Raw genomic sequence first — 22858 nt, 5'->3', positions numbered from 1 at the left:
GAGCCCATGGCTGGGGGCGAGAAGGCAGTGGCAGGCCGGGGGCCGACCGTGGTGGTCGCGGGTGGCGGAACGGCGGGCCACATCGAGCCCGCGCTCGCGCTCGCCGACGCGGTCACGCGGCTGCGGCCGGACGCGACAGTCGTCGCGCTCGGCACACCGCGAGGACTGGAGAACCAGCTGGTCCCGGCGCGCGGGTACCCGCTGGAGCTGATCCCGCCGGTTCCGCTGCCGCGCAAGCCGACGGCCGACCTGCTGCGGCTGCCGCTGAAGGTGCGCGACGCCGTGAAGCGCACCAGGGACGTGCTCGACCGGGTCGGCGCCGACGTGGTGGTGGGCTTCGGCGGCTACGTCGCGCTGCCCGCCTACCTGGCCGCGCGGGGCCGCGTGCCGATCGTCGTGCACGAGGCCAACAAGCACGCCGGGCTGGCCAACAAGGTCGGCGCCCGGTTCGCGAAGAAGGTCGCCGTCGCCGTGCCGGGCACGCCGCTGCCGGGTGCGGAGGTCGTGGGCATCCCGCTGCGGCGCTCCATCACCACGCTCGACCGGCCCGCGCTCCGCGCCGAGGCCCGCAGGCACTTCGGGCTCGACCCGGACGCGCCGACGGTGCTCGTGTTCGGCGGCTCGCAGGGCGCGCGCTCCATCAACGTCGCCGTGTCCGGCGCGGCACAGGAGTTCGCCGAAGCCGGTGTGGGCGTGCTGCACGCGCACGGGCCGAAGAACACGCTGGCGGTGCAGGAGTTCGCCGGCCGTCCCGCGTACGTGCCCGTGCCGTACCTGGAGCGCATGGACCTCGCCTACGCGGCCGCCGACCTGGTGCTGTGCCGCTCGGGCGCGATGACCGTCGCCGAGGTGTCGGCGGTGGGCCTGCCCGCGGTGTTCGTGCCGCTGCCCCATGGCAACGGCGAACAGGCGCTCAACGCCGAGCCCGCCGTCGACGCGGGCGCTGCGTTGCTGGTGCCCGACGAGGAGCTGACGCCCGCCAGGGTGGCCGAGCTGGTGGTGCCGCTGGCAGGCGACGCCGAGCGGCTCGGCAAGATGAGCGCGGCCGCCGTGGGGCTCGGCCACCGCGAAGCCGACGAAGTGCTGGCCACGATGGTCCTGGGGGTTGCCGGTCATGCAGCAGGTTCCTGAGGCGCTCGGACGGGCGCACCTGATCGGCATCGGCGGTGCCGGGATGAGTGGTATCGCGCGCATCCTGCTCGCGCGCGGCGGCCGGGTGTCCGGCTCCGACGCGAAGGACTCCCGAGCCTTCCTCACCCTGCGCGCCCAGGGCGCGCGGATCGCGGTGGGGCAGCGCGCGGAGAACCTCGACGCGTTCGACGAGGGCCCCAGCGCCGTCGTCGTGTCCACGGCGATCAAGGACACCAACCCGGAGCTGGTGGCCGCCCGCGAGCGCGGCATCCCCGTGCTGCACCGCGCGCAGGCGCTCGCCCTGCTCATGGAGGGCCACCGGGTCGCCTGCATCGCGGGAACGCACGGCAAGACGTCCACCACGTCGATGCTCACCGTGGCGCTGCAGCACTGCCGCCTCGACCCGTCGTTCGCGATCGGCGGCGACCTCAACGAGTCCGGCGCCAACGCCCACCACGGCGAGGGCGGCCTTTTCGTCGCGGAGGCCGACGAGAGCGACGGCTCGTTCCTCACCTACCGCCCCTCGGTGGCGGTGGTGACCAACATCGAGCCGGACCACCTCGACCACCACGGCACCGCCGAGGCCTACGTCGCCGTGTTCGCCGACTTCGTGCGGCGGGTCGAGCCCGGAGGGGTGCTGGTCGTGTGCGCCGACGACGCCCCCGCCGGGGAGCTGGCCGCCCGCGCCGAGTCCGAGGGACTGCGCGTGCGCCGCTACGGGCGCGCCGCCACCGGGGAGCAGGACGCCCACGTGCTGAGCTACACCCCCGGCGACGACGGCGGCACCGTGCGGATCGTGCTCGGCGGCGAGGAACGCGACGTGCACGTGGCGGTGCCGGGTGAGCACATGGCCCTCAACGCCGTGGCCGCGCTGCTGGCCGGGCTGGAGCTGGGCGCTCCCGCCGACGGCCTCGCCGAGGGCCTTGCCGCGTTCGGTGGCGTGCGCAGGCGCTTCGAGTTCAAGGGCAGGGCCGGCGACGTGCGCGTGTACGACGACTACGCTCACCACCCGACGGAGGTGGCGGCGCAGCTGCGGGCGGTGCGGCACGCCGCGGGCTCCGGCCGCGTCGTGGTGGTGTTCCAGCCACACCTGTACTCGCGCACCGAGTTGTTCGCGACCGAGTTCGCCGAGGCGCTGCGGCTTGCCGACGAGGCCGTCGTGCTCGACGTCTACGGGGCGCGGGAGGAGCCGAGGCCCGGCGTCACGGGTGAGCTGATCGCCGAGCGGATCACCGGCGCGGGCGTGCACTACGAGCCCGCCTTCGACCGGGCGGCCACGCTGGTCGCCGACCTCGTCAAGCCCGGGGACCTCGTCGTGACCATGGGCGCGGGCGACGTCACCCAGCTCGGCCCGGAGATCCTCGGCGAGCTCGACCGCCGCGGCGGGTAGCCGGAGCCGGTGATGACCACGACCAGGCAGTCCTCGGCGCGGCGCAGGCCGCCGGTGCGGGGCGCTCGTGAGCCCCGCACCACCCGGGGCCGCCGCAGCCCGGCCGCGCGGGCGCGCACCGGCACCGGCCTCACGCGGCGCAAGGCGATGCGCCGCCGCTGGGTGGCGTTGCTGACCGTGCTCACCGTCGCCGGGCTGGTCTACGTGCTGTTCTTCACGTCCCTGCTCGGCGTGCGCTCGGTGGAGGTCGTCGGTGCCGACAGCGTGCCCGCCGAGCGGGTCCGCGACGTCGCCGACGTGCCCGACCGGCGCGCGATGCTGCGCGTGGACACCGACGCGATCGCCGAGCGGGTCGCCACCCTGCCGGGCATCGCCACGGTCGACGTGTCCCGCTCGTGGCCGTCGACGATCGAGATCGCGGTGACCGAGCGGAGCCCGATCGGCTTCTACAACGACGGCGAGGAGCTCTACCTGGTGGACGGCGGCGGGCTGGTCTACAAGAAGGTCGCGCAGCGGCCGAAGGGCCTGCCCGAGCTGAAGCTGGCCGAGGTCGGCCCCGACGACCCGGCGACGCGCGCCGCGACCTCGGTGCTGCGGGCGATCCCGGCGCAGCTGCGCGAACGGGTGCGTGTGGTGCGTGCCGAGACGCCGGGCAGTGTGGAGTTCACGCTGGCCGGCGGCAAGGTGGTCCGCTGGGGCGACGCGGAGCAGAGCGAGCGCAAGGCCAAGGTGCTGGCCGCCCTGCTCACCCGCCAGGGCACCACCTACGACGTGTCGGCGCCAGAGCTGCCCACGGTGTCCTGAGTGGTCGGCCGGGTTCACAGTGCCGTACCGGACACGGGCACCCGGGCTTGCTGAACACCGGCGACCGGTGACGAGAATCCAGTGCGTCGAGACAGGTGGCGTTGACGGACATGACAGGCGAAAAGGACACGACGACCGAGCGCCGGTCCGTGCTTCGCCGCGCGCTGCGGATCCTGGACACGTTCTCCAGCTCGGTGACCGACCTGAGCCTGTCCGAGATGAGCCGCCGCTCCGGCGTCCCGCTGACCACGACCCACCGCATCGTGACCGAGCTCCACGAGTGGGGCGCTCTCGAACGCACCGATGCGGGCGAATACCGGATCGGCCTGCGGCTGTGGGAGGTCGCCGCGCTCGCGCCCCGCTCGGTCGGCCTGCAGCGCATCGCCCTGCCGTTCATGCAGGACCTCTACGAGACCACCCACCGCGGCGTGCACCTGGCGGTGCGGACGCAGGACGAGGTCGTCTTCGTCGAACGGTTCGTCAGCCCGGAGCGCGCCAGCGCGCGGCCTCGCGTCGGCGGCCGCTATGCCCTGCACGCCACCGCCGTCGGACTCGTGCTGCTCGCCCATGCGCCGGTCGAGGTGCAGGAGGAGGTGCTCGGCAGGCCGCTGACGACCTACACGCCACGCACCTACTCCAGCGAGCGTGAGCTGCGGCAGGTGCTCGCCGACGTCCGGCGAAACGGCTACGCGATCAGCGACCGCCAGATCGACCCCGACTACGTCTCGGTCGCCGCGCCGATCTACGGCCCCGACAACACGGTGGTCGCCGCGCTGTCGCTGATCGTGCCGCACACCGAGTCGCACGGGCCCAACGTCGCGCACCTGGTGCAGGCCACGGCCAGGGGCATCTCCCGCGCTCTCGGCGCGCCCACCCGCACTCGCCCGCCTTCCGATATGCGGAAAGGTGGGTAGCCGCCGAGGCAGTGCCCGGGCGAGCCTTCCCCCAGCCGGTCACAGGGTTGTGGCCGGCCGGAAGGGAACTAGGAGACCATCGTGCCTACCCACTCGCTCACCTCGTCGTCGCTGTCCAGGAGGTCCTTCCTCAAGCGCTCCGCCTTGGCCACGGCCGCCGCGGCCGCGGGCCCCACGCTGCTGTCGGCATGCGGGTCGAGCCCGGCCGGAGGATCGGGCGGCGGCGGTGGCGTCACATTCCTCAGCTATCTGCCCCTGGAAACCCTGTCGATGGCGCCCGAACTGCTCGCCGTCGCAGGCGGCCACTTCGCCAAGCACGGTCTCGACGTCACACTGCAGCCGGTGAAGGGATCGCCGCAGGCGATGCAGACCCTGCTGGCGGGCGTCGGGCCCGTCACGCGCCTCGGCCAGATCGACCTCATGACCGCGATCCCCGACTCGGGACAGCCGCTGGTCAACATCGGCACCCTGACCCGCGGCTCGTCGCTGCGGTTCATCTACAGCAAGAAGAAGCCGCTGGAGAAGCCGGAGGACTTCGTCGGCGAGACGATGGGCGTGCCCTCGGAGGGCGGCACGAGCAGCAAGGTCGTCTCGCTCGTGCTGGCCAACGCCGGGCTCGACCCCGCGAAGGCGGCCCGCCAGGTCACCGGGCTCACGCCCGGCACCTTCAACCTCGTCCAGCAGGGCCGGATCGCCGGCTACGTCGTCAGCATCGACACCGCGAACATCGTGGAGTCGCAGCACGACGACGCGGGCGTGTTCGACCCCGGCACCATCGTGAAGTCCGACTCGCAGGTCTACGTGGCCACCAAGGACACACTGCAGAAGGACCCCGACACCCTCAAGGCGTTCCTCGCCGGGATCAACGACGCGCTCGAGGCGTTCATCGCCGACGAGTCGTTCGACCAGACGATCGCGACACTGCGCGAGTCGTACTCCTTCGCCGCTCTCGACGACGACGCGATCGCCAAGAAGAGCCTCGGCATGATGCGTGACCTGTGGACCGGGGGAGACCCGGACAAGCCGTTGCTCGTCACCGACGAGGCCGCCTGGGTCGCCGGGTACGAGGAGCTCACCAAGGCCGGTGTCGCCAAGCCGGGCGGCGACGCGGCCTCGTGGTTCGACAACAGCCTGCTGCCCGGCGCCAAGGCCTGAGCCGGAGACGAACGAGGAGTCCGATGTCCACTGATCACGTCGGCACACTCCAGCCGGCCGCGATGCCTGCCTCCGAGCACGAGCGCCCGACGGCGCCGCACAAGCTGGAGCTGATCGGGGTCGGCAAGGAGTTCCGCACGAAACGGGCCACCACGCAGGCCCTGCACGACATAAACCTGACCATTTCGGACGGTGAGTTCGTCTCGATCATCGGGCGCTCCGGATGCGGCAAGACCACGTTGCTGCGCGCGCTGGCAGGGCTGCTCAGCCCCACCGAGGGCCGGATACTGGTCGAGGGCCGATCGCTCTGGAAAGACTCCAAGGTAGACGCGTCCGTGGTGTCCCAGCTCGGGGTCGTGTTCCAGGACGCGAACCTGTTCCCCTGGTACTCGGTCGCCGACAACATCGCGCTGCCGCTGCGGCTGCGCGGGGACGACAAGGACCAGCGCAGGGAACGGGCACACGAACTCGCGGAGCTGGTGGGGTTGAAAGGGTTCGAGAAGTCCTACCCGCGCGAGCTCTCCGGCGGCATGCGCCAGCGCGTGGCCATCGCGAGGGCGCTCAGCACGCGACCGAAGCTGCTGCTGATGGACGAACCGTTCGGCGCACTCGACGCGCTCACCAGGGAGCGAATGAACCTGGAGCTGCAACGCATCGCACTCGCCACGGGCGCGACCGTCGTGTTCGTCACCCACGACATCACCGAGGCGGTGTTCCTCGGAGACAGGGTCGTGCAGCTGACGCCGAGGCCCGGCCGGATCAGCGAGATCAGGACCGTCGGCTTCGACCGGCCGCGGCACATCGACGTGCAGACCGGACCCGAGTTCGGCACGATCGTGCGCCAGCTGCGGCACGCTCTCGACGGACAGGAGTGAGCCATGTCAAGGGACAAGTTCGAGAAGTGGCTGCCGTGGCTCAGCACACCGCTGATCCTCGCGTTGTTCTTCCTGCTCTGGGACACGTTCGTGCGCGTCAACAACATGTCCGAACTCGTGCTGCCGAGGCCTGCGACGGTGCTGACCAGCCTCGGCGAGATCGTCCGGAGCCCGGACACGTGGCAGCACGCCAGGGTCACCGCGACCGAGACGATCGGCGGGTTCCTGATCGCGCTCGGCTGCGGAATCACGGTGGGCGCGGTGCTCGGCAAGGTGCGCTGGATGGAGCGCAGCCTGCGGCCGATGATCGTCGCCTCGCAGGTGGTGCCCAAGGTGGCGCTGATCCCGCTGTTCGTGATCTGGTTCGGGTTCGGCATGACGTCCAAGGTGATCATGTCGGCGATGCTCGCGTTCTTCCCGATCATGCTCAACGTGCAGCTGGGCGTTCGCTCGGTCGACGCGGGGCAGCGGGACGTCATGCGCGCGCTGAACGCCGGCCGCTGGCAGACGTTCAAGCACCTCGAGCTGAAGAGCACGATGCCGTACGTGTTCGCGGGCATGGAGGTCGGCATCGTGTTCGCGATCATCGGCACCATCGTCGGCGAGTACCTCGGTGGCAGCGAGGGCCTCGGCTACCTCGTGGTGCGCACGCTCAACGAGCTGGACGCGCCCGCACTGTTCGCGGTGATCATCCTGCTTTCCGTGCTCGGGCTGCTGCTGTACTTCGTCGTCAACGGGCTCAAACGGTTCTTCATCCCCTGGCACGAGTCGGTCTACAGCCAACACGACGTCAACGCCTGAGTGCGCGGACAAGGAGAGAAATGCCTCACGAGCTCACCGAGCTGAAGATCAAGACTGTCACCCGCCCCGCGGTGCGGCCTGTCGAGGAGCTGCGGGCCGACGTGTGTGTCGTCGGCGCCGGTATCGCGGGCCTGTCGGCCGCGGTGGAAGCACGCCGGCTCGGCCGGTCCGTCGTGCTGGTGGACGCGCTACCCGTGCTCGGCGGGCAATGCGTGAACTCGCTCATCGGCCTGTTCTGCGGCGTCTACGGCAACGCACCCGCGTATCACCAGCTCACGCACGGGATCTTCGACCAGATGTTCGCCGATCTCGGCGAGACCGGCGACGTCCACTTCAACCGCGGCCACACCATGACGGTGAGCTATGACGAGGTCGTGCTGAGCAGGTGGATCGAGAACCTCGTGCACTCGCTGGGCATCCAGGTGGTGCTCGGCGCGTCGGTGCTGGACGTCGACGCTGCCGACGGTGTCGTGCGGAGCGCCACGTTCGCGACCCGGCACGGCGTGGTGCGGGCGAGCGCGGCCGGTTTCGTCGATGCCAGCGGCGACGCGGCGCTGACGTGGGAGGCCGGCTTCGCGTGCCGCGTGCCGGAACGCACGATCTGGGGCTCGCAGCAGCTCCGGCTGGAGAACCTGCGGGAGGAGTTCCGGCCGGAGCACGCCGAGCTGTCGGAGCGGGTGAAGGAGAAGGCAGGCGAGTACGGGCTGCGGCGGCACGACGGTCTGGCGTTCTTCTTCCCGGGCCGCAACACCGCGGTGATGAACATGACGCACGTGGAGGCGCCGCTGGGCGCGGTGGCGGCGGCGCAGGCCCAGCTGGAAGGGCGCAAGCAGGCCGACCGGGTGGTGGACTTCCTGCGCAACGAGTTCCCGAAGGCGTTCGGCGAGGCGAAGGTCAGGTTGTACGGCTTCCCGGGACGCAGGCAGACGCGCTGGATCGCGGGCGTGCACCAGTTGACGGTCGAGGAAGTGCGCACGGGAGTGCGGTTCGACGACGCGGTCGCCCGCACGGCCTGGCCGATCGAGCTGCACGACAGGCCGGAGGGCTACGTGTGGGAGACCTACGACGCCGACCACGTGCACTACGTGCCGCTGCGGAGTCTGCTGCCGGTGGGCGCGCACAACCTCGTCGCGGCCGGCCGCTGTGTCGACGGTGACGCGGCCGCGTTGTCGAGCGTGCGCGTGATGGGCCCGTGCGCCGCCATGGGGCACGGGGCGGCGCACGCGCTCGACCTCGCCGGAGACGGCAGCGTCCAGCACGTGGACCACACGGAGCTGCGCAAGCGGCTGTACGACAACGTCGACAGCTGAGGCGAGTCCTGGAGGAGTTTCGACGATGAGACTGACCGACGACGAGAAGGCGATGCTGGACGGCGCCGAGGGACCTGCGGTCGCGGCCGCGATGGACCTGCTCGTGCGCTACGGCGAGGCGCTGGACTGCGAGCAGCTGTGCGACATCCGCAATGTCGCGGGCACCATGACCCAGCCCTCGCCCGCCAAGGCGAAGCTGGTGGCCGAGGGCGGCTGGGACAAGGCGTTCTCGGTGATCAACCTCGACAGCGACGACGACCTCGAGATCCCGGACATGCGCGTGCCGACCTGCCAGCTGCAGCAGGGCTTCGGCAGCGACTCGGCCGGGATCGCCCCGTACTCCAAGCAGTTCATCGACCTCCAGGACGACGCCGAGTCCTTCTACGGCCGCAAGGGCGTCAACATCCTCGCCACGTGCACGCCCTACCAGGTCGGCAACCTCCCGGTGCGTGGCGAGCACGTCGCGTGGATGGAGTCCTCGGCCGTCGTCTACGCCAACTCCGTGCTGGGAGCGCGCACCAACTGCGAGGGCACGGCGTCCACCGGCGCGGCGAGCCTCACCGGCAAGATTCCGTGCTGGGGCAACCATCTGCCCGAGAACCGCTACGGCAACCACCTGATCGACGTGCGCGTACCCGTGCGCGACTTCCTCGACTGGGGCATGCTCGGCTATTTCGCCGGCGATCTCGTCCAGGAGGAACGGCCTGTGGTCACCGGCGACATCGCGATCCCGGAACTCGCCGACCTCAAGCATTTCGGCGCCGCCGCGGCCTCGTCGGGCGGGGTGGAGCTCTACCACATCCCGGGCATCACCCCGGAGGCCCCGACGGTCGAGGCGGCCTTCGGCCCGCGCCCGGTACCCGAGGCCGTGACGTACGGGCCGCGGGAGCGGCGCCGGATGTACGAAACCCTGAACTCCCAGGGACACAGCACCGAGGTGGACTTCATCCTGCTGGGGTGCCCGCACGCGTCGATCGAGCAGGTCTGCCGTGCGGCCAAGGCTCTCGAGGGGCGCAGGCTGAACTCGTCCACCCAGCTGTGGATCATGGTACCGAGGGCGCTCAAGGCCATCGCCGACCGCAGCGGTTACACCGAGATCATCGAACGGGCCGGTGGCCGGCTGCTCGCCGACTCGTGCCCCGCCATGTCACGCTCCGCGCCGGAGGGCACGAAGGTGTTCGCCACGGACTCGGCGAAACAAGCGCATTACCTGCCCGCGATCCTCGGCATCGAGGCATGGTTCGGCACACTGGAGGACTGCATCGAGGCCGCGGTCACCGGCCGGTGGGCGGGTGATTTGCGATGACGCTGGTGTTGCGGGGCAGGACGGTCGTGCCGGGCGTCGTCGAAGGCGAGGCGCTCGTGTCGCACGAGACGATCTCCGGCTGGGGCGGTATCGACCCCGCGAAGGGCACGATCATCGAGCGCAGGCACGAGCTGTACGGCGTGTGTTTCACCGGCAAGATCCTGGTCTTCCCCGGCGCCAAGGGATCGTCCGGCTGGTCGGGGTTCTTCCAGACGACGCGGCTGCTGGGCACCGCGCCACTGGGCATGATCTACACGGTGACGACGACCAAGGCGGCGCTCGGCGCCGTCGTGACGCGCGTGCCCACGGTGACCGACCTCGACCAGGACCCGGTCGAAGTGATCAAGACCGGCGACTGGGTACGCATCGACGCCGACGGCGGCGTCGTCGAGGTGAAGGAGCGCAGCTGATGGAGAAACCGAAGCTGCGCAGCAACTTCGCACCGGGCTCGTCGCGGTGGGCGGTGCGGCGCGCGCAGTGGAAAGCGCTCGGTCTGTCCGATGAGGATATGGAGAAGCCGAAGATCGCCGTGGTGAACTCCTCGTCCGAGCTCGCGATCTGTTTCAGCCACCTCGACGACGTCGCCGAGACCGTCAAGCAGTCCGTCCGGGAGGCGGGCGGGCTGCCGTTCGAGATCCGGACGACGGCGCCGAGCGACTTCATCTTCTGCGCGGGCGGTGGCGGAGGCTACATCCTTTCGTCTCGAGACCTGATCGTGAACGACATCGAGGTCACGGTGGAGGGCGCGCAGCTCGACGGCATGGTGTGCCTGTCCTCCTGCGACAAGACGCCGCCTGCGCACCTCATGGCGGCGGCCCGGCTCGACCTGCCCACGATCCTGATGGTGTGCGGCTACCAGCCCAGCGGCGAGTACCAGGGCGAGCCGATGGACATCGAGGAGGTGTTCATCCGCGCCGCCGACGCGGAGCGCGGCTCGATCACCACCGAGGAGATCGGCGCGATGGCCGACAACGCCGTGCGCGGTCCGGGCGTGTGCTCGGGGATGGGCACGGCCAACTCGATGCACGTGGTCACCGAGGCGCTCGGGATGAGCCTGCCCGGCGGAGCGCCCGTGCTCGCGAACAGCTCGAAGATGACCGAGTACGCGCGCCGCACCGGCGAGCGGATCGTCGGCATGGTGCTGGAGGACCTGCGTCCCCGGCAGATCCTGACGCCGAGCGCGTTCCACAACGCGGTCGCCGCCGTGCTGGCGTCGAGCGGCTCGATCAACACCGTGAAGCACCTGCAGGCCACGGCCACGGAGGGTGAGCTCGACGTCGACGTCTTCGCGCTGTTCGAGCAGCTCTCGAACACAGCCCCGATGCTGTCCGCGGTCCGGCCGAACGGGAACCGCTCGATCGAGGACTTCGAGGCCGCGGGCGGGGCACGCGCGCTGCTGAAGCAGCTCGAACCGATACTGCAGCCCGAGGCGCTCACCGTGACCGGACGGACGGTACGGCAGAACCTCGCCGGCTTCGAGGTGCCCGACGACGAGGTGATCCGCCCCCTGGACCGGCCTGTCTCGACGGAGGCGCCGATCGTGATCATGCACGGCTCGCTCGCTCCGGAGAGCGCGATCGTCAAGCTGGGCGCGCGCGATGCGCAGCGCAAGCGGCAGTTCAGCGGACCGGCGGTGGTGTGCGGCGCGGGCAACGACGCGATGTCCGCGATCAACGACGGCAGGGTGAAGGCGGGCGACGTACTCGTCGTGCGTGGCGGAGGGCTCAAGGGCGGTCCGGGCATGGCAGGCCGCGCGTCGATGGTCGCGTTCCTGTTGTACGCGGCGGGTCTGGAGAACGAGGTCGCGCTCGTGACGGATGGCCAGCTCTCGGGGCTGGTGAACAAGGGGCTCGTGGTCGGGGAGGTGTGCCCGGAGTCGGCGGTCGGCGGCCCGCTCGCGCTCGTCCGGGACGGCGACCGGATCTCGATCGACGTCGACACGTGCACCGTCGACCTCGACGTGGATGCCGACGAGCTCGCCGCACGGGCAGCGGAGCTCGGCGAGCCGGCACTGCCCAGGGCCCGTGGCTACTTGCACCTGTACCAGCGCACCGTGGGACCGATGTCCAGCGGCGCGGTCCTCGGCCACGAGACCGGCGCCCGGCCGCGGTAGCCCCGTTGGCGACTGGCGTAGCCGTGCTGGCCGCTCGTGCCGCCATGGTGGCCTCTGGGTATGCGGGGCGGTGGCGAGCCGAAGGGCACCGTGGGTACGCGGTCGGTACCCAAGGTCACCTTCGGCTCGCCCACCTCGTGGCTACCGGCCCGCGCCCACGGGTTCGCGGTCCTCCTCGGCCCGGCTTTCCAGGTGCTGCCTCAGTCTCTCGCCCTCGACGTCCACATTGGGCAGTATCCGGTCGAGGCCGCGCGGCAGCCACCACGCCGCCCTCCCGACGAGGGCCAGCACGGCGGGCACGATCGTCATGCGCACCACGAACGCGTCGACGAACACCGCGAACGCCAGGCCGAAACCGATCTGGCGCACCAGCGCCTCGGGCGAGAGGATGAACCCGCCGAACACGCTGATCATGATGATCGCCGCCGCCGTCACCACCCTGGCTCCGTGGCTGAACCCGGTGAGGACGGCGTCGCGCGGCCCGGCGCCGTGCACGTGCTCCTCGCGCATCCGCGTCACCAGGAACACCTGGTAGTCCATCGCGAGCCCGAACACGACGCCGATCATGAAGATCGGCAGCATGCTGATGATCGGGCCCACCGCGTCCTGCGCCCCGAGCAGGTCGGCCAGCCAGCCCCACTGGAACACGGCGACGACGGCGCCGAACGTGGCGCCCACGGTGAGCAGGAAGCCCAGCGTCGCCTTGAGCGGCACGACGATCGACCGGAACACCACCATCAGCAGCAGGAAGGCCAGCCCGATCACCAGCGCGAGGTAGGGCAGCAGCGCATCGGACAGCCGGTCGGAGACGTCGATGTTGATGGCCGTCTGCCCGGTCACCGCGACGCTCGCCCCGCTCTGCTCCGCCGCGGCCGAGCCCTGGTCCCGGATGCGCGCGACGAGGTCGGTGGTCTCCTGCGTGTTGGGCCCGGTCGTGGGCACGACCGTGAGCAGCGCGGTGTCGCCCGCCGGGTTGAACTGCGGCGGGGTGACGGCGGCGACACCGTCCATGCGCTGCACGGCTCCCGCGACCCCGGACGCCGCGCCCCGCGGGTCGCCGCTGCCCTCGGCGTCCACGACGAGCAGCAGCGGGCCGTTGAAGCCGGGGCCGAACCCCTCGGACAGCAGGTCGTAGGCCTTGCGCTGGGTGCTGTCCGCGGCGGCCTGGCTGCCGTCGGGCAGGCCGAGCCGCAGGTCGAGGGCGGGCAGCGCGAGCACGCCCAGCCCGGCGACGGAGACGACGAGCACCGCGACCCTGCGCCGGATCACGAACCGCCCCCAGCGCCTGCCCACGCTCTCGGGCCCGCTGTCGTCCTCCGGGTCGCGGGCACGCAGACCCGGGACCCGGCCGCCGGTGACGCGCCTGCCCGCGAACCCGAGCATCGCGGGCAGCAGGGTGAGGGCGATGACCACGGCGACGACGACGGTGGCCGCGGCGGCCAGGCCCATCTCGGTGAGGAACGGGATGCCCACGACCGCAAGGCCCGCCAGCGCGATCACCACCGTGAGCCCGGCGAACACGACGGCCGAGCCCGCCGTCCCGACGGCTCGGCCCGCGGCCTCCTCGGGATCCCGGCCCACCGCCAGTTCGTGGCGGTACCGGGACAGGATGAACAGCGCGTAGTCGATGGCGACCGCGAGGCCGAGCATCATCGCCAGGATCGAGGTGCTGGAGCTGAGCTCGAGGAACCCGGTGGCCGCGGTGATGCCCGCGATGCCGATGCCGACGCCGACGAGCGCGTTCAGCAGAGGAAGGCCCGCCGCGACGAGCGAGCCGAACGTGATCAGCAGGACGATCGCGGCGACGCCGACGCCGAGGATCTCGCCCGCGCCGGTGGCGGGCGGCTCCTCCAGCGCGTCACCGCCGATCTCGACGGTGAGCCCGGCCTCGCGCGCGTCGTCGACCGCCTCGTGCAGGGCTTCGCGGGCGTGCTCGGTCAGCTCCGGACCCTGCACCTGGTAGCCGACCCTGGCGTAGCCGATGGTGCCGTCGGGATTGACCGAGCGCGTCGCGTACGGGTCGGTCACCGAGGCGACCTGCGGCGCGGTGCGCAGTTCGTCGAGCGTGCGCGCGATGGTGTCGCGCGCGGACGCGTCCCGCAGCGTCTGCCCCTGCGGCGCCTGGAACACGACCTGGGCGGTCGCACCGTCGGCCGAGGACTGCGGGAAGCGCTCGTCGAGCAGGTCGAACGCCTGCTGCGATTCGGTACCGGGCATGGAGAACGCGTCCGAGGTCGGCCCGGACAGCGTCGCCGCTCCCGCGCCCGCCGCGACGAGCAGCGCGAGCCACAGCGAGAGCACGAGCCCGCGTCGGCGGAAGGCGAGTCTGCCCAGCCGGTAGAGGTAGGTAGCCATGGTGACGACGATGTCGCGCGCGGGGTGCTCCCGGCGTCCACCGGGCGCGGACTCTTCCGCCTACCACGTCCGCGGTATTCCTGAGAGGACCTACTGTGCCTGGGGCGAATCCACCTGCGCCAGGCCGGTCTGGTACGCGATCACCACGAGCTGGGCGCGGTCGCGCGCGTCCAGTTTGGCCATCGCGCGGTTGACGTGGGTCTTGGCGGTCAGCGGCGAGACGTAGAGCCGCTCGGCGATCTCGTCGTTGGACAGTCCCTGCGCCACGAGGGCGAGCACCTCGCGTTCCCTTCCGGTGAGCGCGCTCAGCTGCTCCGGCTCGGGAAGGCGTGACACCTCCGGCTGGGTCAGGAACCGGGCGATGAGGCTCTTCACCGCCCTCGGCGACAGCAGCGCGTCGCCGCGCGCGACCACGCGGATGGCCTCGATCAGCTCGTCGGCGTCGACGCCTTTGCCCAGAAACCCGCTCGCACCGGCCCGCAGTGCCTCGAAGACGTACTCGTCGACCTCGAACGTGGTGAGCACCAGCACCCGGACGCCGGACAGCGCCGGATCGGCCATGATCTCCCGCGTCGCGGCCAGGCCGTCGAGGCCGGGCATGCGGATGTCCATCAGCACCACGTCGGCGTCGGTGACGCGGACCTGCTCGACCGCCTCGCGGCCGTCGGAGGCCTCACCCACCACCGACAGGTCCGGTGCGGAGTCGACCAGAACACGAAACCCCGCGCGGATCAGCGCCTGGTCGTCCGCCAGCACCACCTTGATCACGAGACCGCTCCCTTTCCGGCACCGGCAGCACGGCGCACACCCGGAACCCGCCGTCGGGCAGCGGCCCCGCTTCCAGCGACCCGCCGACCGACCCCACCCGCTCGCGCATGCCCGCGATGCCCCGCCCCGTCCCGTGGGGCGCCGAGCCGTTGCCGGGAGGCGGGGACGGGCTGTCGTTGCGCACCTCCACGCGCAGTGCCGAGGGCTGCCTGGCGAGCTCGACGGTGGCCCTGGCGCCGTTCGCGTGCTTGTACGCGTTGGTCAGCGACTCCTGCACCACCCGGTACGCGGCCAGGTCGACGGCCGTCGGCAGTTCGTCGGCCCGCTCGAACGGTGTGTGCTCGACCGCCATGCCCGCCGAGGTGAACGACGTGACGAGGCTGTCCAGCCGGGCCAGCGACGGCACGGGCTCCGTCGGCGCCTGCTCGCCGGACTGGCGCAGCATGCCCAGCAGCACCGAGATCTCGTCCAGCACGGTCCTGCTGGCGTGGCGCACGTGGTCGAGCGCCTTCCTGGCCTCGTCGGGGCGGTCGTCGAGGACGTGCGTGGCCACCGTGGCCTGCACGTTGATGAGCGCGATGTGGTGGCCAACGACGTCGTGCAGCTCGCGGGCGATGCGCAGCCGCTCCTCGGCCACGCGCCTGCGGGCCTCCTCCTCGCGCGTGTGTTCCGCGCGGCGCGCGCGTTCCTCCATCTCGGCGAGCCGCTGGCGCCGGGTGCGCACGGCGTGCCCGATGGCGCCGGCGAACCCCACGCCGAGCGCGATGTTGAACGACTCCAGCCACCCACCGTCGCCGAACAGCCTGCCCCCGAACCCGAGCCCGAGCGCGACGGCGGCGCAGGCGATCCCCGCTCCGGGGCGGTCGTCCAGCGAGACCACGGTGAACGCGGCGACCGCGGCCGCCGACGCGAACGGCGCGCCCACGCCGTCGACCGCGGTGATCGCCAGCCCGAGCGCCGAGGTCAGGCCCAGCACGGCCGCGGGCCACCGGCGCCGCTCCATCAGCGTGACGCATGCCAGAGCGCCGAGCAGGTAGCCCAGGCCGCTGGGCGGGTCGTGCCGGGGTTCCTTGAAGACGACGGGCAGGGTCATGGCCACGACGAACCACGCGAGCGCCACCACGACGTCGAGGGCGAACGGATGCCCTCTGACCAGCCGCAGGCAGCCGCTCGCCAAGCCCATGACCTCACGGTACGGCACCGCGGGGCGCCTGGGCGTCCTCTCGCCGCGGTAGCCGGGCTACTGCGGCCGCGGTAGCCCGTGTGCCGTGTTGGCCGGTGGGTGCGCGGCGAGCGGCGCGCCCGCGCGCGTGCACAGCCACCCATCCGGGCCCGCCCCCGCTCCGAACCACCGGCGTGCACACCACGGAAGAACGAGTCGCAGCCATCGGCAGCGAGGTCACCGGCAACCTCGCCAGCGGCCGCCACCTGCGGCCGGTGGCTCCCGCCGGGCTGCTGCGTATGCTGCTGAGCAGGCCGTTCGTCCCGCATCGTGCGTCCGTGCTCATCCGAAGGCACGGCATCGGACCGTGGCTGCGAGGCGCGCCGAGGCCTCGCGTGGAGACAAGGCTCGGAGGTCTCGATGGATGAGCCCGTGCGCGGCCCGGTTCCCGCCGGCGTGCCCGACGGACAGGGACAGGGCCCGACCGACGAGGAGCTTCTCGGCGCGGTCGCCAGGGGCGACGAGCACGCCTTCGAGCGGCTCTACGACCGGCTCGCCGGGCGGGTGTTCGGCCTCGTCCGCAGGGTCGTGCGGGACACGGCCCAGTCGGAGGAGGTGACGCAGGACGTGCTCGTCGAGCTGTGGCGCACGGCGCCGCGGTACTCGCCCGACAAGGGCAGCGCGCTCAACTGGGTGCTGACCATGGCCCATCGCCGGGCCGTGGACAGGGTGCGCTCGGCGCGGGCAAGCTCGGACCGGGAGCGCAAGGCGACGTTCGAGGCGGGCCGCGCCCGCCCGTTCGACGAGGTCACCGAGGCCGTCACCGGCCGCTGGGAACGCCAGCAGGTGCGCCGCTGCCTCGGCCACCTCACGGAGCTGCAGCGCGAGTCCGTGCTCCTGGCGTACTACCAGGGCTACACCTACCGCGAGGTGGCCGAGGTGCTCTCGGCGCCGCAGGGCACCATCAAGACCCGCCTGCGGGACGGCCTGATCAGGCTGCGTGACTGTCTGGGGGTGACGGCATGACATCGCCCGAGATGCACACGCTGGCGGGCGCGTACGCGCTGGACGCCCTCGACGAGCACGAGCGCGCGCGGTTCCGCCGCCATCTCGACGAGTGCGCGGCGTGCCGCGAGGAGGTCGCCGAACTGCAGGCCACCGCCGCGCGGCTGGGCGGTGCCGTCGGCGAGGAGCCACCGGCGCAGCTGCGCGACCGCGTGCTCGCCGAGATCCGCACGACGCGCCAGCAGCCGCCGTCGGCCCGGCCCGACGGGCGCGGACGTCCCCGCGGGGACGGCCTGCCCCGGTGGGCGCTCGTGGCCTCGATCGCCGCGGCCGTCGTGGGCGTCGCGCTGGCCGGGGTGTTCGGCGGGGTGGCCCTGCACACCCAGAACCAGCTCGACGCCGCGCAGTCGCGGCTCGACGCGGCGCGGGAACGCTACGCGCCGGTGGCGGAGCTGCTCACCGCGCCGGACGCGCGGGTCGCCCACGCGCGCTCGTCGATCGGCGGCGCGGCGACCGTGGTGGTCTCCCGCTCGCGCGACGCCATGATGGTCATGGGTTCGGACCTGCCGTCGCAGGGCCAGCGCCAGGACTACGAGCTGTGGCTCGTCGGCCCCGACGACCGCGTGCGCTCGGCGGGCGTGCTGCCGCCGGACTCGCTGTTGCTGGCCGAGGGGGTCGACACGGCGAGCGGCCTAGCGGTGACGGTGGAGCCGGAGGGCGGCTCGCCGAGCGGGCAGCCGTCGAGCGCGCCGATCCTGCGCATGGACATGCCTGCCTGAGCCGGGGTGCGGGGCGCGGCGCCGAACACGTTGTGGCGAAACACGTTTTGCGACACTCGGCGTGGCTGCTGGATTCACGCGCTGTCGATGCCTACCGTCCAGCAGCAACGTTGGTAGTTGACATAACACTAAGCCTTGAGTTGAGGTTGAGGGTTTGGCACCAACGGGAGGCATGAGCACCACCACGATCAGGAAGGCAACCCGATGACGCCCCCGCACAATTACCTCGCGGTGATCAAGGTCGTCGGTATCGGCGGCGGCGGTGTGAACGCCGTGAACCGCATGATCGAGGTCGGCCTGAAAGGCGTCGAGTTCATCGCGGTGAACACGGACGCGCAGGCGCTGCTGATGTCCGACGCCGACGTCAAGCTCGACATCGGCAGGGAGCTGACGCGCGGCCTCGGCGCCGGCGCGTCCCCCGAGGTCGGGCAGCGGGCTGCCGAGGACCACCGCGAGGAGATCGAGGAGGTCCTCAAGGGCGCCGACATGGTCTTCGTCACCGCGGGCGAGGGCGGCGGCACCGGCACCGGCGGCGCGCCGGTGGTCGCGCAGATCGCGCGCAAGCTGGGCGCGCTGACCATCGGCGTGGTCACCAGGCCGTTCTCGTTCGAGGGCAAGCGCCGCGCGCGGCAGGCCGAGGACGGCATCCAGCAGCTGCGCAACGAGTGCGACACCCTGATCGTGATCCCCAACGACCGGCTGCTGCAGCTGGGCGACATCGGCGTCTCCCTGATGGACGCCTTCCGCTCGGCCGACGAGGTGCTGCTCTCCGGTGTGCAGGGCATCACCGACCTGATCACGACGCCCGGCCTGATCAACCTGGACTTCGCCGACGTCAAGAGCGTGATGTCGGGGGCGGGCAGCGCTCTGATGGGCATCGGCTCGGCGCGTGGCGAGGGTCGCGCCGTGCAGGCCGCGGAGAAGGCGATCAACTCGCCGCTGCTCGAGGCGTCGATGGACGGCGCGCACGGTGCCCTGCTGTCCATCGCCGGCGGCTCCGACCTGGGGCTGTTCGAGATCAACGAGGCCGCGTCGCTCGTCCAGGAGTCCGCGCACCCCGAGGCGAACATCATCTTCGGCACGATCATCGACGACTCGCTCGGTGACGAGGTCCGGGTCACGGTGATCGCGGCGGGCTTCGACGCAGGCACCCCCACCCACAAGAAGCTCGACCCGGGCACGTTCGGCACCCGCGGCTCCACCGCGACCGCCGAGGCGGGCCGGGTGGGCGGCAGCGAGGGCGGGCAGGGCAGCTCCCTGCCGTCCGGTTCCGCCCAGCCACCGCAGGCCGGGGCCGACAGCCGTCCCGCGCCGCCCCCGCAGCGGCCGCAGCCGCCCGCCGCGGGCAACGGTCACGGCTCGCAGTCGGGCTCGCTGCCCCCGCAGCAGGGCACCGGAGGCGGCCGCGGCTACCCGCCGCCGGCGGCCCCGCGCACGCAGGGCAACCTGCCCGGCAGGGCCATGCCCGTCACCGACGACCCGTCCGACGACGACGTCGACGTTCCGCCCTTCATGCGCCGCTGAGGTCACCACCGGGCCCGCTAGGGTCGTCAGCGTCACCGCATGCAGGGAAAGGTTGCAGTCGTTGCGCATCCGTCGGGTCATCACGACCAGGGCCGGCGGCGAGTCCAAGCCGCCGTTCGACTCGTTCAACCTCGGCGCGCACGTGGGCGACGACCCGGCCGCCGTCGCGGCCAACCGCACCCGCCTCGCCGGTGAGCTGGGCCTGCGCCAGGACCGGCTCGCCTGGATGGAGCAGGTGCACGGCCGGACGGCGACGATCGTGGACGGCACCGAGCGCGAGCCCGCCGAGGCCACCGACGCACTGGTGACCGCGCGGCCCGGCGTCGCCGTCGTCGCCCTCGTCGCCGACTGCGTGCCCGTGCTGCTCGGCGACCCCGAGGCCGCGGTCGTGGCCGCCGTGCACGCCGGCCGCGTCGGCGCCCGCGTGGGCGTGGTGCCCTCGGCGCTGGAGGCGATGCGCTCGCTCGGCGCCGAGCCGCACCGCATCGAGGCGCTGCTCGGCCCCTCGGTCTGCGGCGAGTGCTACGAGGTGCCCGCCGACATGGCCGACGACGTGGAACGGCATCTGCCCGGCAGCCGCTGCCGCAGCCGCAAGGGCACCCCGGCACTCGACCTGCGGGCCGGGCTGTGGCGCCAGCTCGCCGACCACGGTGTGGGCCGCATCGGCGTCGACCCGCGCTGCACGGTGGAGGACCCGTCCCTGTTCAGCCATCGCCGGGAGCAGCCCACCGGCAGGCTCGCCGCGCTGACCTGGCTGGAGGAGTGACCGTGGCGACGCAGGACCGCAAGGCCGAACTGGCCGGCGCGCTGGCCGCCGTGCGGGAGCGGGTCGGGAAGGCGTGCGAGGCGGCGGGCCGCTCCCGCGACGAGGTGCGCCTGCTCGCGGTCACCAAGACGTTCCCCGCGACGGACGCCGCGCTGCTGGCCGGCCTCGGCGTGACCGATCTCGCCGAGAACCGCGACCAGGAGGCGGCGGCCAAGGTCGCCGAGGTCGCCGGACTGCGCCCGGACGCGGCGATCCGCTGGCACATGGTGGGCAGGCTGCAGCGCAACAAGGCTCGCTCGGTGGCGCGCTGGGCCGACGAGGTCCAGTCGGTGGACTCGCCCCGGCTCGCCGAGGCGCTCGCCAGGGCGGTGCACACGGCGCGGGACGCCGGGGAGCGCGACCGGCCGCTCGACGTGCTGCTGCAGGTCAGTCTCGACGAGGATCCGGCCCGCGGAGGGTGCCCGGTCGGCGAACTGGGCGCGCTGGCCGAACTCGTCGCCCAGAAGAGTGAGATTCTCCACCTTCGCGGACTCATGGCCGTGGCGCCGCTGGGCGCCGACCCGGAGCCGGCGTTCGCGCGGCTGGCCGCCGTGTTCGCCCGGTTCCGTACTGATCATCCCGCCGCGACCGAACTCTCCGCAGGTATGAGCGGTGACCTGGAGCAAGCGATCGCGCACGGCTCGACCTGTGTGCGTGTCGGAACTGCGTTGCTCGGGGGTCGCGGTCTAGCCTCGCCTTAGACAGGTTCACCCACAGCGGCGTTTGTACGCGTGACTCAGCGTCAGGGGTGGGGCGGCCGCGGAGGGCGAAGGAGAGGCATGAGCGCGCTGCAGAAGCTGAAGGCCTACTTCGGGATGGTGCCTGCCGAAGACGATTACGACTTCGACGAGGACTACCGCCGCGGCTACTCCGACGACTACGACGGCTACGACGACCGAGAGTACGCCGAGCCGCAGCCCCGCCGGTCCCGGCCCCGCTACCACGTCATGGAGGAGTTCGACGAGCCGGAGCCGGCGCCCGTGCGCACGCGGCGCCCGGTCACGGCGAGTGAGCCCTCGGTGCACGGAGCGCTGGCCATGGACCGGCAGCCGGACCCGGTGTCCCGGCTGCGCGCGGCGCCGGAGCCGTCGTTCTCGGCCGCGCGCGACCCGCTGAGCCGCATCATCACGCTGCACCCCACCAGCTACGCGGAGGCACGAGAGATCGGCGAGGCCTACCGGGACGGCGCCCCGGTGATCATGAACCTGACGGAGATGGAGAACGCGGACGCCAAGCGGCTCGTGGACTTCGCGGCCGGGCTGGCGTTCGCCCTGCGCGGCTCCATGGACAAGGTCACCAACAAGGTGTTCTTGCTCTCACCTCCGGATGTCGACGTGACCGCGGAGGACCGTCGGCGCATCGCCGAGGGCGGGTTGTTCCTCCGAAACTAGGTCTTCATCCGAGGTGTGGCAGAGTGGTGACGTGGACGCGGTCCGGTTGATCCTTTATTGGCTGCTCTTTGCCTTCTGGCTCCTGCTCACGGCACGTATCGTGGTGGAGCTCGTTCGGGCGTTCGCCCGTGACTGGCGTCCCGCGGGAGGGGTTGCGGTCACGCTCGAGACCATTTACACAGTGACGGACCCACCGGTCCGACTCGTCCGCCGGATTATTCCAGTAGTGCGGATCGGCGGCGTGGGGCTGGACCTATCGATTATGGTGCTGCTGTTGGTTGTGTTCATACTGATGCAACTGGCGTATCCCGGGTAACGGGGAACCCGGGGTTTGTCCGGCAGGCCATGGAGTGCGTGAGGTGATCAGATGTCGTTGACCCCTGCTGACGTGCATAACGTCGCGTTCAGCAAGCCTCCCATCGGCAAGCGGGGCTACAACGAGGACGAGGTGGATGCCTTCCTCGACCTGGTGGAGACCGAACTTGCCCGGTTGATCGAGGACAATAACGAGCTGCGGCAGCAGGTCGAACAGCTCGATGCCGAGTTGGAATCGACTCGTAGCGAGCTGGAGTCCGCGAAGGCCGGCGCGGGTGCCGCTCCCCAGCAGGCCCCGCCGCGGGACGAGACCCCGTCGCGCCGGCTGGCGCCGGTGCCCCCGCCCTCGTCGATGGAGCAGACGCAGGCCCACGGCTTCATGGGCGACAACGGCGAGCCCAACGTGCAGGCCGCGAAGGTGCTCGGCCTGGCGCAGGAGATGGCCGACCGGCTCACCGCCGAGGCCAAGACGGAGTCGGACGGCATGCTCGCCGAGGCGAGGGCCAAGTCCGAGCAGCTGCTCTCGGATGCACGGTCGAAGGCCGACTCGATGGTCAACGAGGCGCGCACCCGTGCCGAGACGATGCTCAACGACGCCCGCACCAGGGCCGAGACCCTGGAACGGCAGGCGCGCGACAAGGCGACCAACATGGATCGCGAGGCGCAGCGCAAGTACACCGAGACGATGAACAACCTGAACACGGAGAAGGGCGCGCTCAACAAGAAGATCGAGGAGCTGCGCACCATCGAGCGGGAGTACCGCACGCGGCTGCGCGGGTTCCTCGAGTCGCAGTTGCGTGAGCTCGACGACCGTGGCTCCGCGGCGCCGGCGTCGGCGTCGGCGTCGGCATCCTCGTCCTCGTCCGGCTCCGGCCAGTCGGGCAGCGGCTCGGCGGGTAGCGGCAGCCAGGGCTACTCGTTCGGCCCGCGCGCCGAGGCCGGCTGACCCCCAGCC

At 71.7% G+C, this 22858-nt stretch carries 22 protein-coding genes; 19 read left to right on the top strand and 3 right to left on the bottom strand.

Translation table 11 applies throughout. The features are described 5' to 3' along the window. Positions 1-6: 6 nt before the first annotated feature. The 11 genes from murG to ilvD all read left to right on the top strand — a co-directional run bounded on the left by murG (position 7) and on the right by ilvD (position 11799). Positions 7-1131: an undecaprenyldiphospho-muramoylpentapeptide beta-N-acetylglucosaminyltransferase gene (murG, locus tag BAY60_RS34020; protein ID WP_170160651.1), complete on the top strand. Its 1125-nt coding sequence runs from the start codon at positions 7-9 to the stop codon at positions 1129-1131. Further along, positions 1115-2521: a UDP-N-acetylmuramate--L-alanine ligase gene (gene murC, locus BAY60_RS34015; RefSeq protein WP_112285456.1), complete on the top strand. Its 1407-nt coding sequence runs from the start codon at positions 1115-1117 to the stop codon at positions 2519-2521. Before murG ends, murC begins: the two co-directional genes overlap by 17 nt. Positions 2522-2533: 12 nt before the next feature. Further along, positions 2534-3325 carry a cell division protein FtsQ/DivIB gene (locus tag BAY60_RS34010; RefSeq protein WP_112285455.1) on the top strand — a complete coding sequence of 264 codons (792 nt, stop codon included), beginning with the start codon at positions 2534-2536 and terminating at the stop codon, positions 3323-3325. A gap of 110 nt (positions 3326-3435) precedes the next feature. Then, on the top strand, positions 3436-4239 hold the full coding sequence (locus tag BAY60_RS34005) for an IclR family transcriptional regulator (protein WP_112285454.1): 804 nt from the start codon (positions 3436-3438) through the stop codon (positions 4237-4239). A gap of 81 nt (positions 4240-4320) precedes the next feature. Next, the gene (locus tag BAY60_RS34000) at positions 4321-5394 is read left to right on the top strand and encodes an ABC transporter substrate-binding protein (protein WP_245992928.1); all 1074 of its coding nucleotides are present in this window, start codon (positions 4321-4323) and stop codon (positions 5392-5394) included. 23 nt (positions 5395-5417) lie between these two features. After that, entirely contained in the window at positions 5418-6269 is an 852-nt protein-coding gene (locus tag BAY60_RS33995) for an ABC transporter ATP-binding protein (RefSeq protein ID WP_211330551.1), read from the top strand. A gap of 3 nt (positions 6270-6272) precedes the next feature. Beyond that, the gene (locus BAY60_RS33990; protein ID WP_112285453.1) at positions 6273-7070 is read left to right on the top strand and encodes an ABC transporter permease; all 798 of its coding nucleotides are present in this window, start codon (positions 6273-6275) and stop codon (positions 7068-7070) included. A 20-nt stretch (positions 7071-7090) separates the two neighbouring features. After that, on the top strand, positions 7091-8380 hold the full coding sequence (locus BAY60_RS33985; protein ID WP_112285452.1) for an FAD-dependent oxidoreductase: 1290 nt from the start codon (positions 7091-7093) through the stop codon (positions 8378-8380). Between the two features lie 25 nt (positions 8381-8405). Continuing rightward, positions 8406-9686 (top strand): aconitase X, encoded by a 1281-nt coding sequence (locus BAY60_RS33980; protein WP_112285451.1) that lies wholly within the window; start codon positions 8406-8408, stop codon positions 9684-9686. Beyond that, complete coding sequence (locus BAY60_RS33975) at positions 9683-10096, top strand: aconitase X swivel domain-containing protein (protein WP_112285450.1); 414 nt, start codon at positions 9683-9685, stop codon at positions 10094-10096. The genes BAY60_RS33980 and BAY60_RS33975 overlap by 4 nt, the downstream gene beginning before the upstream one ends. Then, a complete protein-coding gene (gene ilvD / locus BAY60_RS33970) occupies positions 10096-11799 on the top strand; it encodes a dihydroxy-acid dehydratase (protein ID WP_112285449.1) in 1704 nt (567 codons plus the stop codon). The genes BAY60_RS33975 and ilvD overlap by 1 nt, the downstream gene beginning before the upstream one ends. 141 nt (positions 11800-11940) lie before the next feature. Here the strand turns inward: ilvD and BAY60_RS33965 are convergent, their stop codons facing one another. From BAY60_RS33965 to BAY60_RS33955, 3 genes are all read right to left on the bottom strand, one after another. Continuing rightward, positions 11941-14154, bottom strand: a complete 2214-nt coding sequence (locus BAY60_RS33965; protein WP_112285448.1) for an MMPL family transporter — start codon at positions 14152-14154, stop codon at positions 11941-11943. A gap of 90 nt (positions 14155-14244) precedes the next feature. Next, entirely contained in the window at positions 14245-14922 is a 678-nt protein-coding gene (locus BAY60_RS33960) for a response regulator transcription factor (RefSeq protein ID WP_112285447.1), read from the bottom strand. Then, positions 14828-16105, bottom strand: coding sequence for a sensor histidine kinase (locus BAY60_RS33955; RefSeq protein WP_146771128.1), 1278 nt, complete (start codon positions 16103-16105; stop codon positions 14828-14830). Before BAY60_RS33955 ends, BAY60_RS33960 begins: the two co-directional genes overlap by 95 nt. Positions 16106-16504: 399 nt before the next feature. On the opposite strand from BAY60_RS33955, the gene sigK reads away from it, so the two are divergent. The 8 genes from sigK (at position 16505) to wag31 (ending at position 22849) form a co-directional block, all read left to right on the top strand. Next, positions 16505-17110: an ECF RNA polymerase sigma factor SigK gene (gene sigK, locus BAY60_RS33950; RefSeq protein WP_112285445.1), complete on the top strand. Its 606-nt coding sequence runs from the start codon at positions 16505-16507 to the stop codon at positions 17108-17110. After that, positions 17107-17868 carry an anti-sigma factor gene (locus BAY60_RS33945; RefSeq protein WP_112285444.1) on the top strand — a complete coding sequence of 254 codons (762 nt, stop codon included), beginning with the start codon at positions 17107-17109 and terminating at the stop codon, positions 17866-17868. The genes sigK and BAY60_RS33945 overlap by 4 nt, the downstream gene beginning before the upstream one ends. A 204-nt stretch (positions 17869-18072) precedes the next feature. Beyond that, positions 18073-19392: a cell division protein FtsZ gene (ftsZ, locus tag BAY60_RS33940; protein WP_112285443.1), complete on the top strand. Its 1320-nt coding sequence runs from the start codon at positions 18073-18075 to the stop codon at positions 19390-19392. Between the two features lie 61 nt (positions 19393-19453). Continuing rightward, a complete protein-coding gene (gene pgeF, locus BAY60_RS33935; RefSeq protein ID WP_112285442.1) occupies positions 19454-20158 on the top strand; it encodes a peptidoglycan editing factor PgeF in 705 nt (234 codons plus the stop codon). A 2-nt stretch (positions 20159-20160) separates the two neighbouring features. Next, positions 20161-20898, top strand: coding sequence for a YggS family pyridoxal phosphate-dependent enzyme (locus BAY60_RS33930; protein WP_112285441.1), 738 nt, complete (start codon positions 20161-20163; stop codon positions 20896-20898). A gap of 78 nt (positions 20899-20976) precedes the next feature. Further along, on the top strand, positions 20977-21588 hold the full coding sequence (locus BAY60_RS33925) for a cell division protein SepF (RefSeq protein WP_112285440.1): 612 nt from the start codon (positions 20977-20979) through the stop codon (positions 21586-21588). A 31-nt stretch (positions 21589-21619) separates the two neighbouring features. Continuing rightward, on the top strand, positions 21620-21904 hold the full coding sequence (locus tag BAY60_RS33920; protein WP_112285439.1) for a YggT family protein: 285 nt from the start codon (positions 21620-21622) through the stop codon (positions 21902-21904). A gap of 51 nt (positions 21905-21955) precedes the next feature. Next, positions 21956-22849: a DivIVA-like cell division protein Wag31 gene (gene wag31, locus BAY60_RS33915; RefSeq protein ID WP_112285438.1), complete on the top strand. Its 894-nt coding sequence runs from the start codon at positions 21956-21958 to the stop codon at positions 22847-22849. The last annotated feature ends 9 nt before the right edge of the window (positions 22850-22858 follow it).

The sequence above is a fragment of the Prauserella muralis genome, from assembly GCF_003202285.1.
In the GTDB taxonomy this organism is placed as follows: Bacteria; Actinomycetota; Actinomycetes; order Mycobacteriales; family Pseudonocardiaceae; genus Prauserella_B; species Prauserella_B muralis.
The sequence above is the reverse complement of the archived record's forward strand: the minus strand, read 5'-3'. Positions and strand labels throughout refer to the sequence as shown.

What these genes read in the sequence shown, in the direction of transcription:
- murG (WP_170160651.1), top strand. Translation starts at nt 7, where the DNA reads ATGGCTGGGGGCGAGAAGGCAGTGGCAGGCCGGGGGCCGACCGTGGTG.
- murC (WP_112285456.1), top strand. Translation starts at nt 1,115, where the DNA reads ATGCAGCAGGTTCCTGAGGCGCTCGGACGGGCGCACCTGATCGGCATC.
- BAY60_RS34010 (WP_112285455.1), top strand. Translation starts at nt 2,534, where the DNA reads ATGACCACGACCAGGCAGTCCTCGGCGCGGCGCAGGCCGCCGGTGCGG.
- BAY60_RS34005 (WP_112285454.1), top strand. Translation starts at nt 3,436, where the DNA reads ATGACAGGCGAAAAGGACACGACGACCGAGCGCCGGTCCGTGCTTCGC.
- BAY60_RS33995 (WP_211330551.1), top strand. Translation starts at nt 5,418, where the DNA reads ATGTCCACTGATCACGTCGGCACACTCCAGCCGGCCGCGATGCCTGCC.
- BAY60_RS33990 (WP_112285453.1), top strand. Translation starts at nt 6,273, where the DNA reads ATGTCAAGGGACAAGTTCGAGAAGTGGCTGCCGTGGCTCAGCACACCG.
- BAY60_RS33985 (WP_112285452.1), top strand. Translation starts at nt 7,091, where the DNA reads ATGCCTCACGAGCTCACCGAGCTGAAGATCAAGACTGTCACCCGCCCC.
- BAY60_RS33980 (WP_112285451.1), top strand. Translation starts at nt 8,406, where the DNA reads ATGAGACTGACCGACGACGAGAAGGCGATGCTGGACGGCGCCGAGGGA.
- BAY60_RS33975 (WP_112285450.1), top strand. Translation starts at nt 9,683, where the DNA reads ATGACGCTGGTGTTGCGGGGCAGGACGGTCGTGCCGGGCGTCGTCGAA.
- ilvD (WP_112285449.1), top strand. Translation starts at nt 10,096, where the DNA reads ATGGAGAAACCGAAGCTGCGCAGCAACTTCGCACCGGGCTCGTCGCGG.
- BAY60_RS33965 (WP_112285448.1), bottom strand. Translation starts at nt 14,154, where the DNA reads ATGGCTACCTACCTCTACCGGCTGGGCAGACTCGCCTTCCGCCGACGC.
- BAY60_RS33955 (WP_146771128.1), bottom strand. Translation starts at nt 16,105, where the DNA reads ATGGGCTTGGCGAGCGGCTGCCTGCGGCTGGTCAGAGGGCATCCGTTC.
- sigK (WP_112285445.1), top strand. Translation starts at nt 16,505, where the DNA reads ATGGATGAGCCCGTGCGCGGCCCGGTTCCCGCCGGCGTGCCCGACGGA.
- BAY60_RS33945 (WP_112285444.1), top strand. Translation starts at nt 17,107, where the DNA reads ATGACATCGCCCGAGATGCACACGCTGGCGGGCGCGTACGCGCTGGAC.
- ftsZ (WP_112285443.1), top strand. Translation starts at nt 18,073, where the DNA reads ATGACGCCCCCGCACAATTACCTCGCGGTGATCAAGGTCGTCGGTATC.
- BAY60_RS33925 (WP_112285440.1), top strand. Translation starts at nt 20,977, where the DNA reads ATGAGCGCGCTGCAGAAGCTGAAGGCCTACTTCGGGATGGTGCCTGCC.
- wag31 (WP_112285438.1), top strand. Translation starts at nt 21,956, where the DNA reads ATGTCGTTGACCCCTGCTGACGTGCATAACGTCGCGTTCAGCAAGCCT.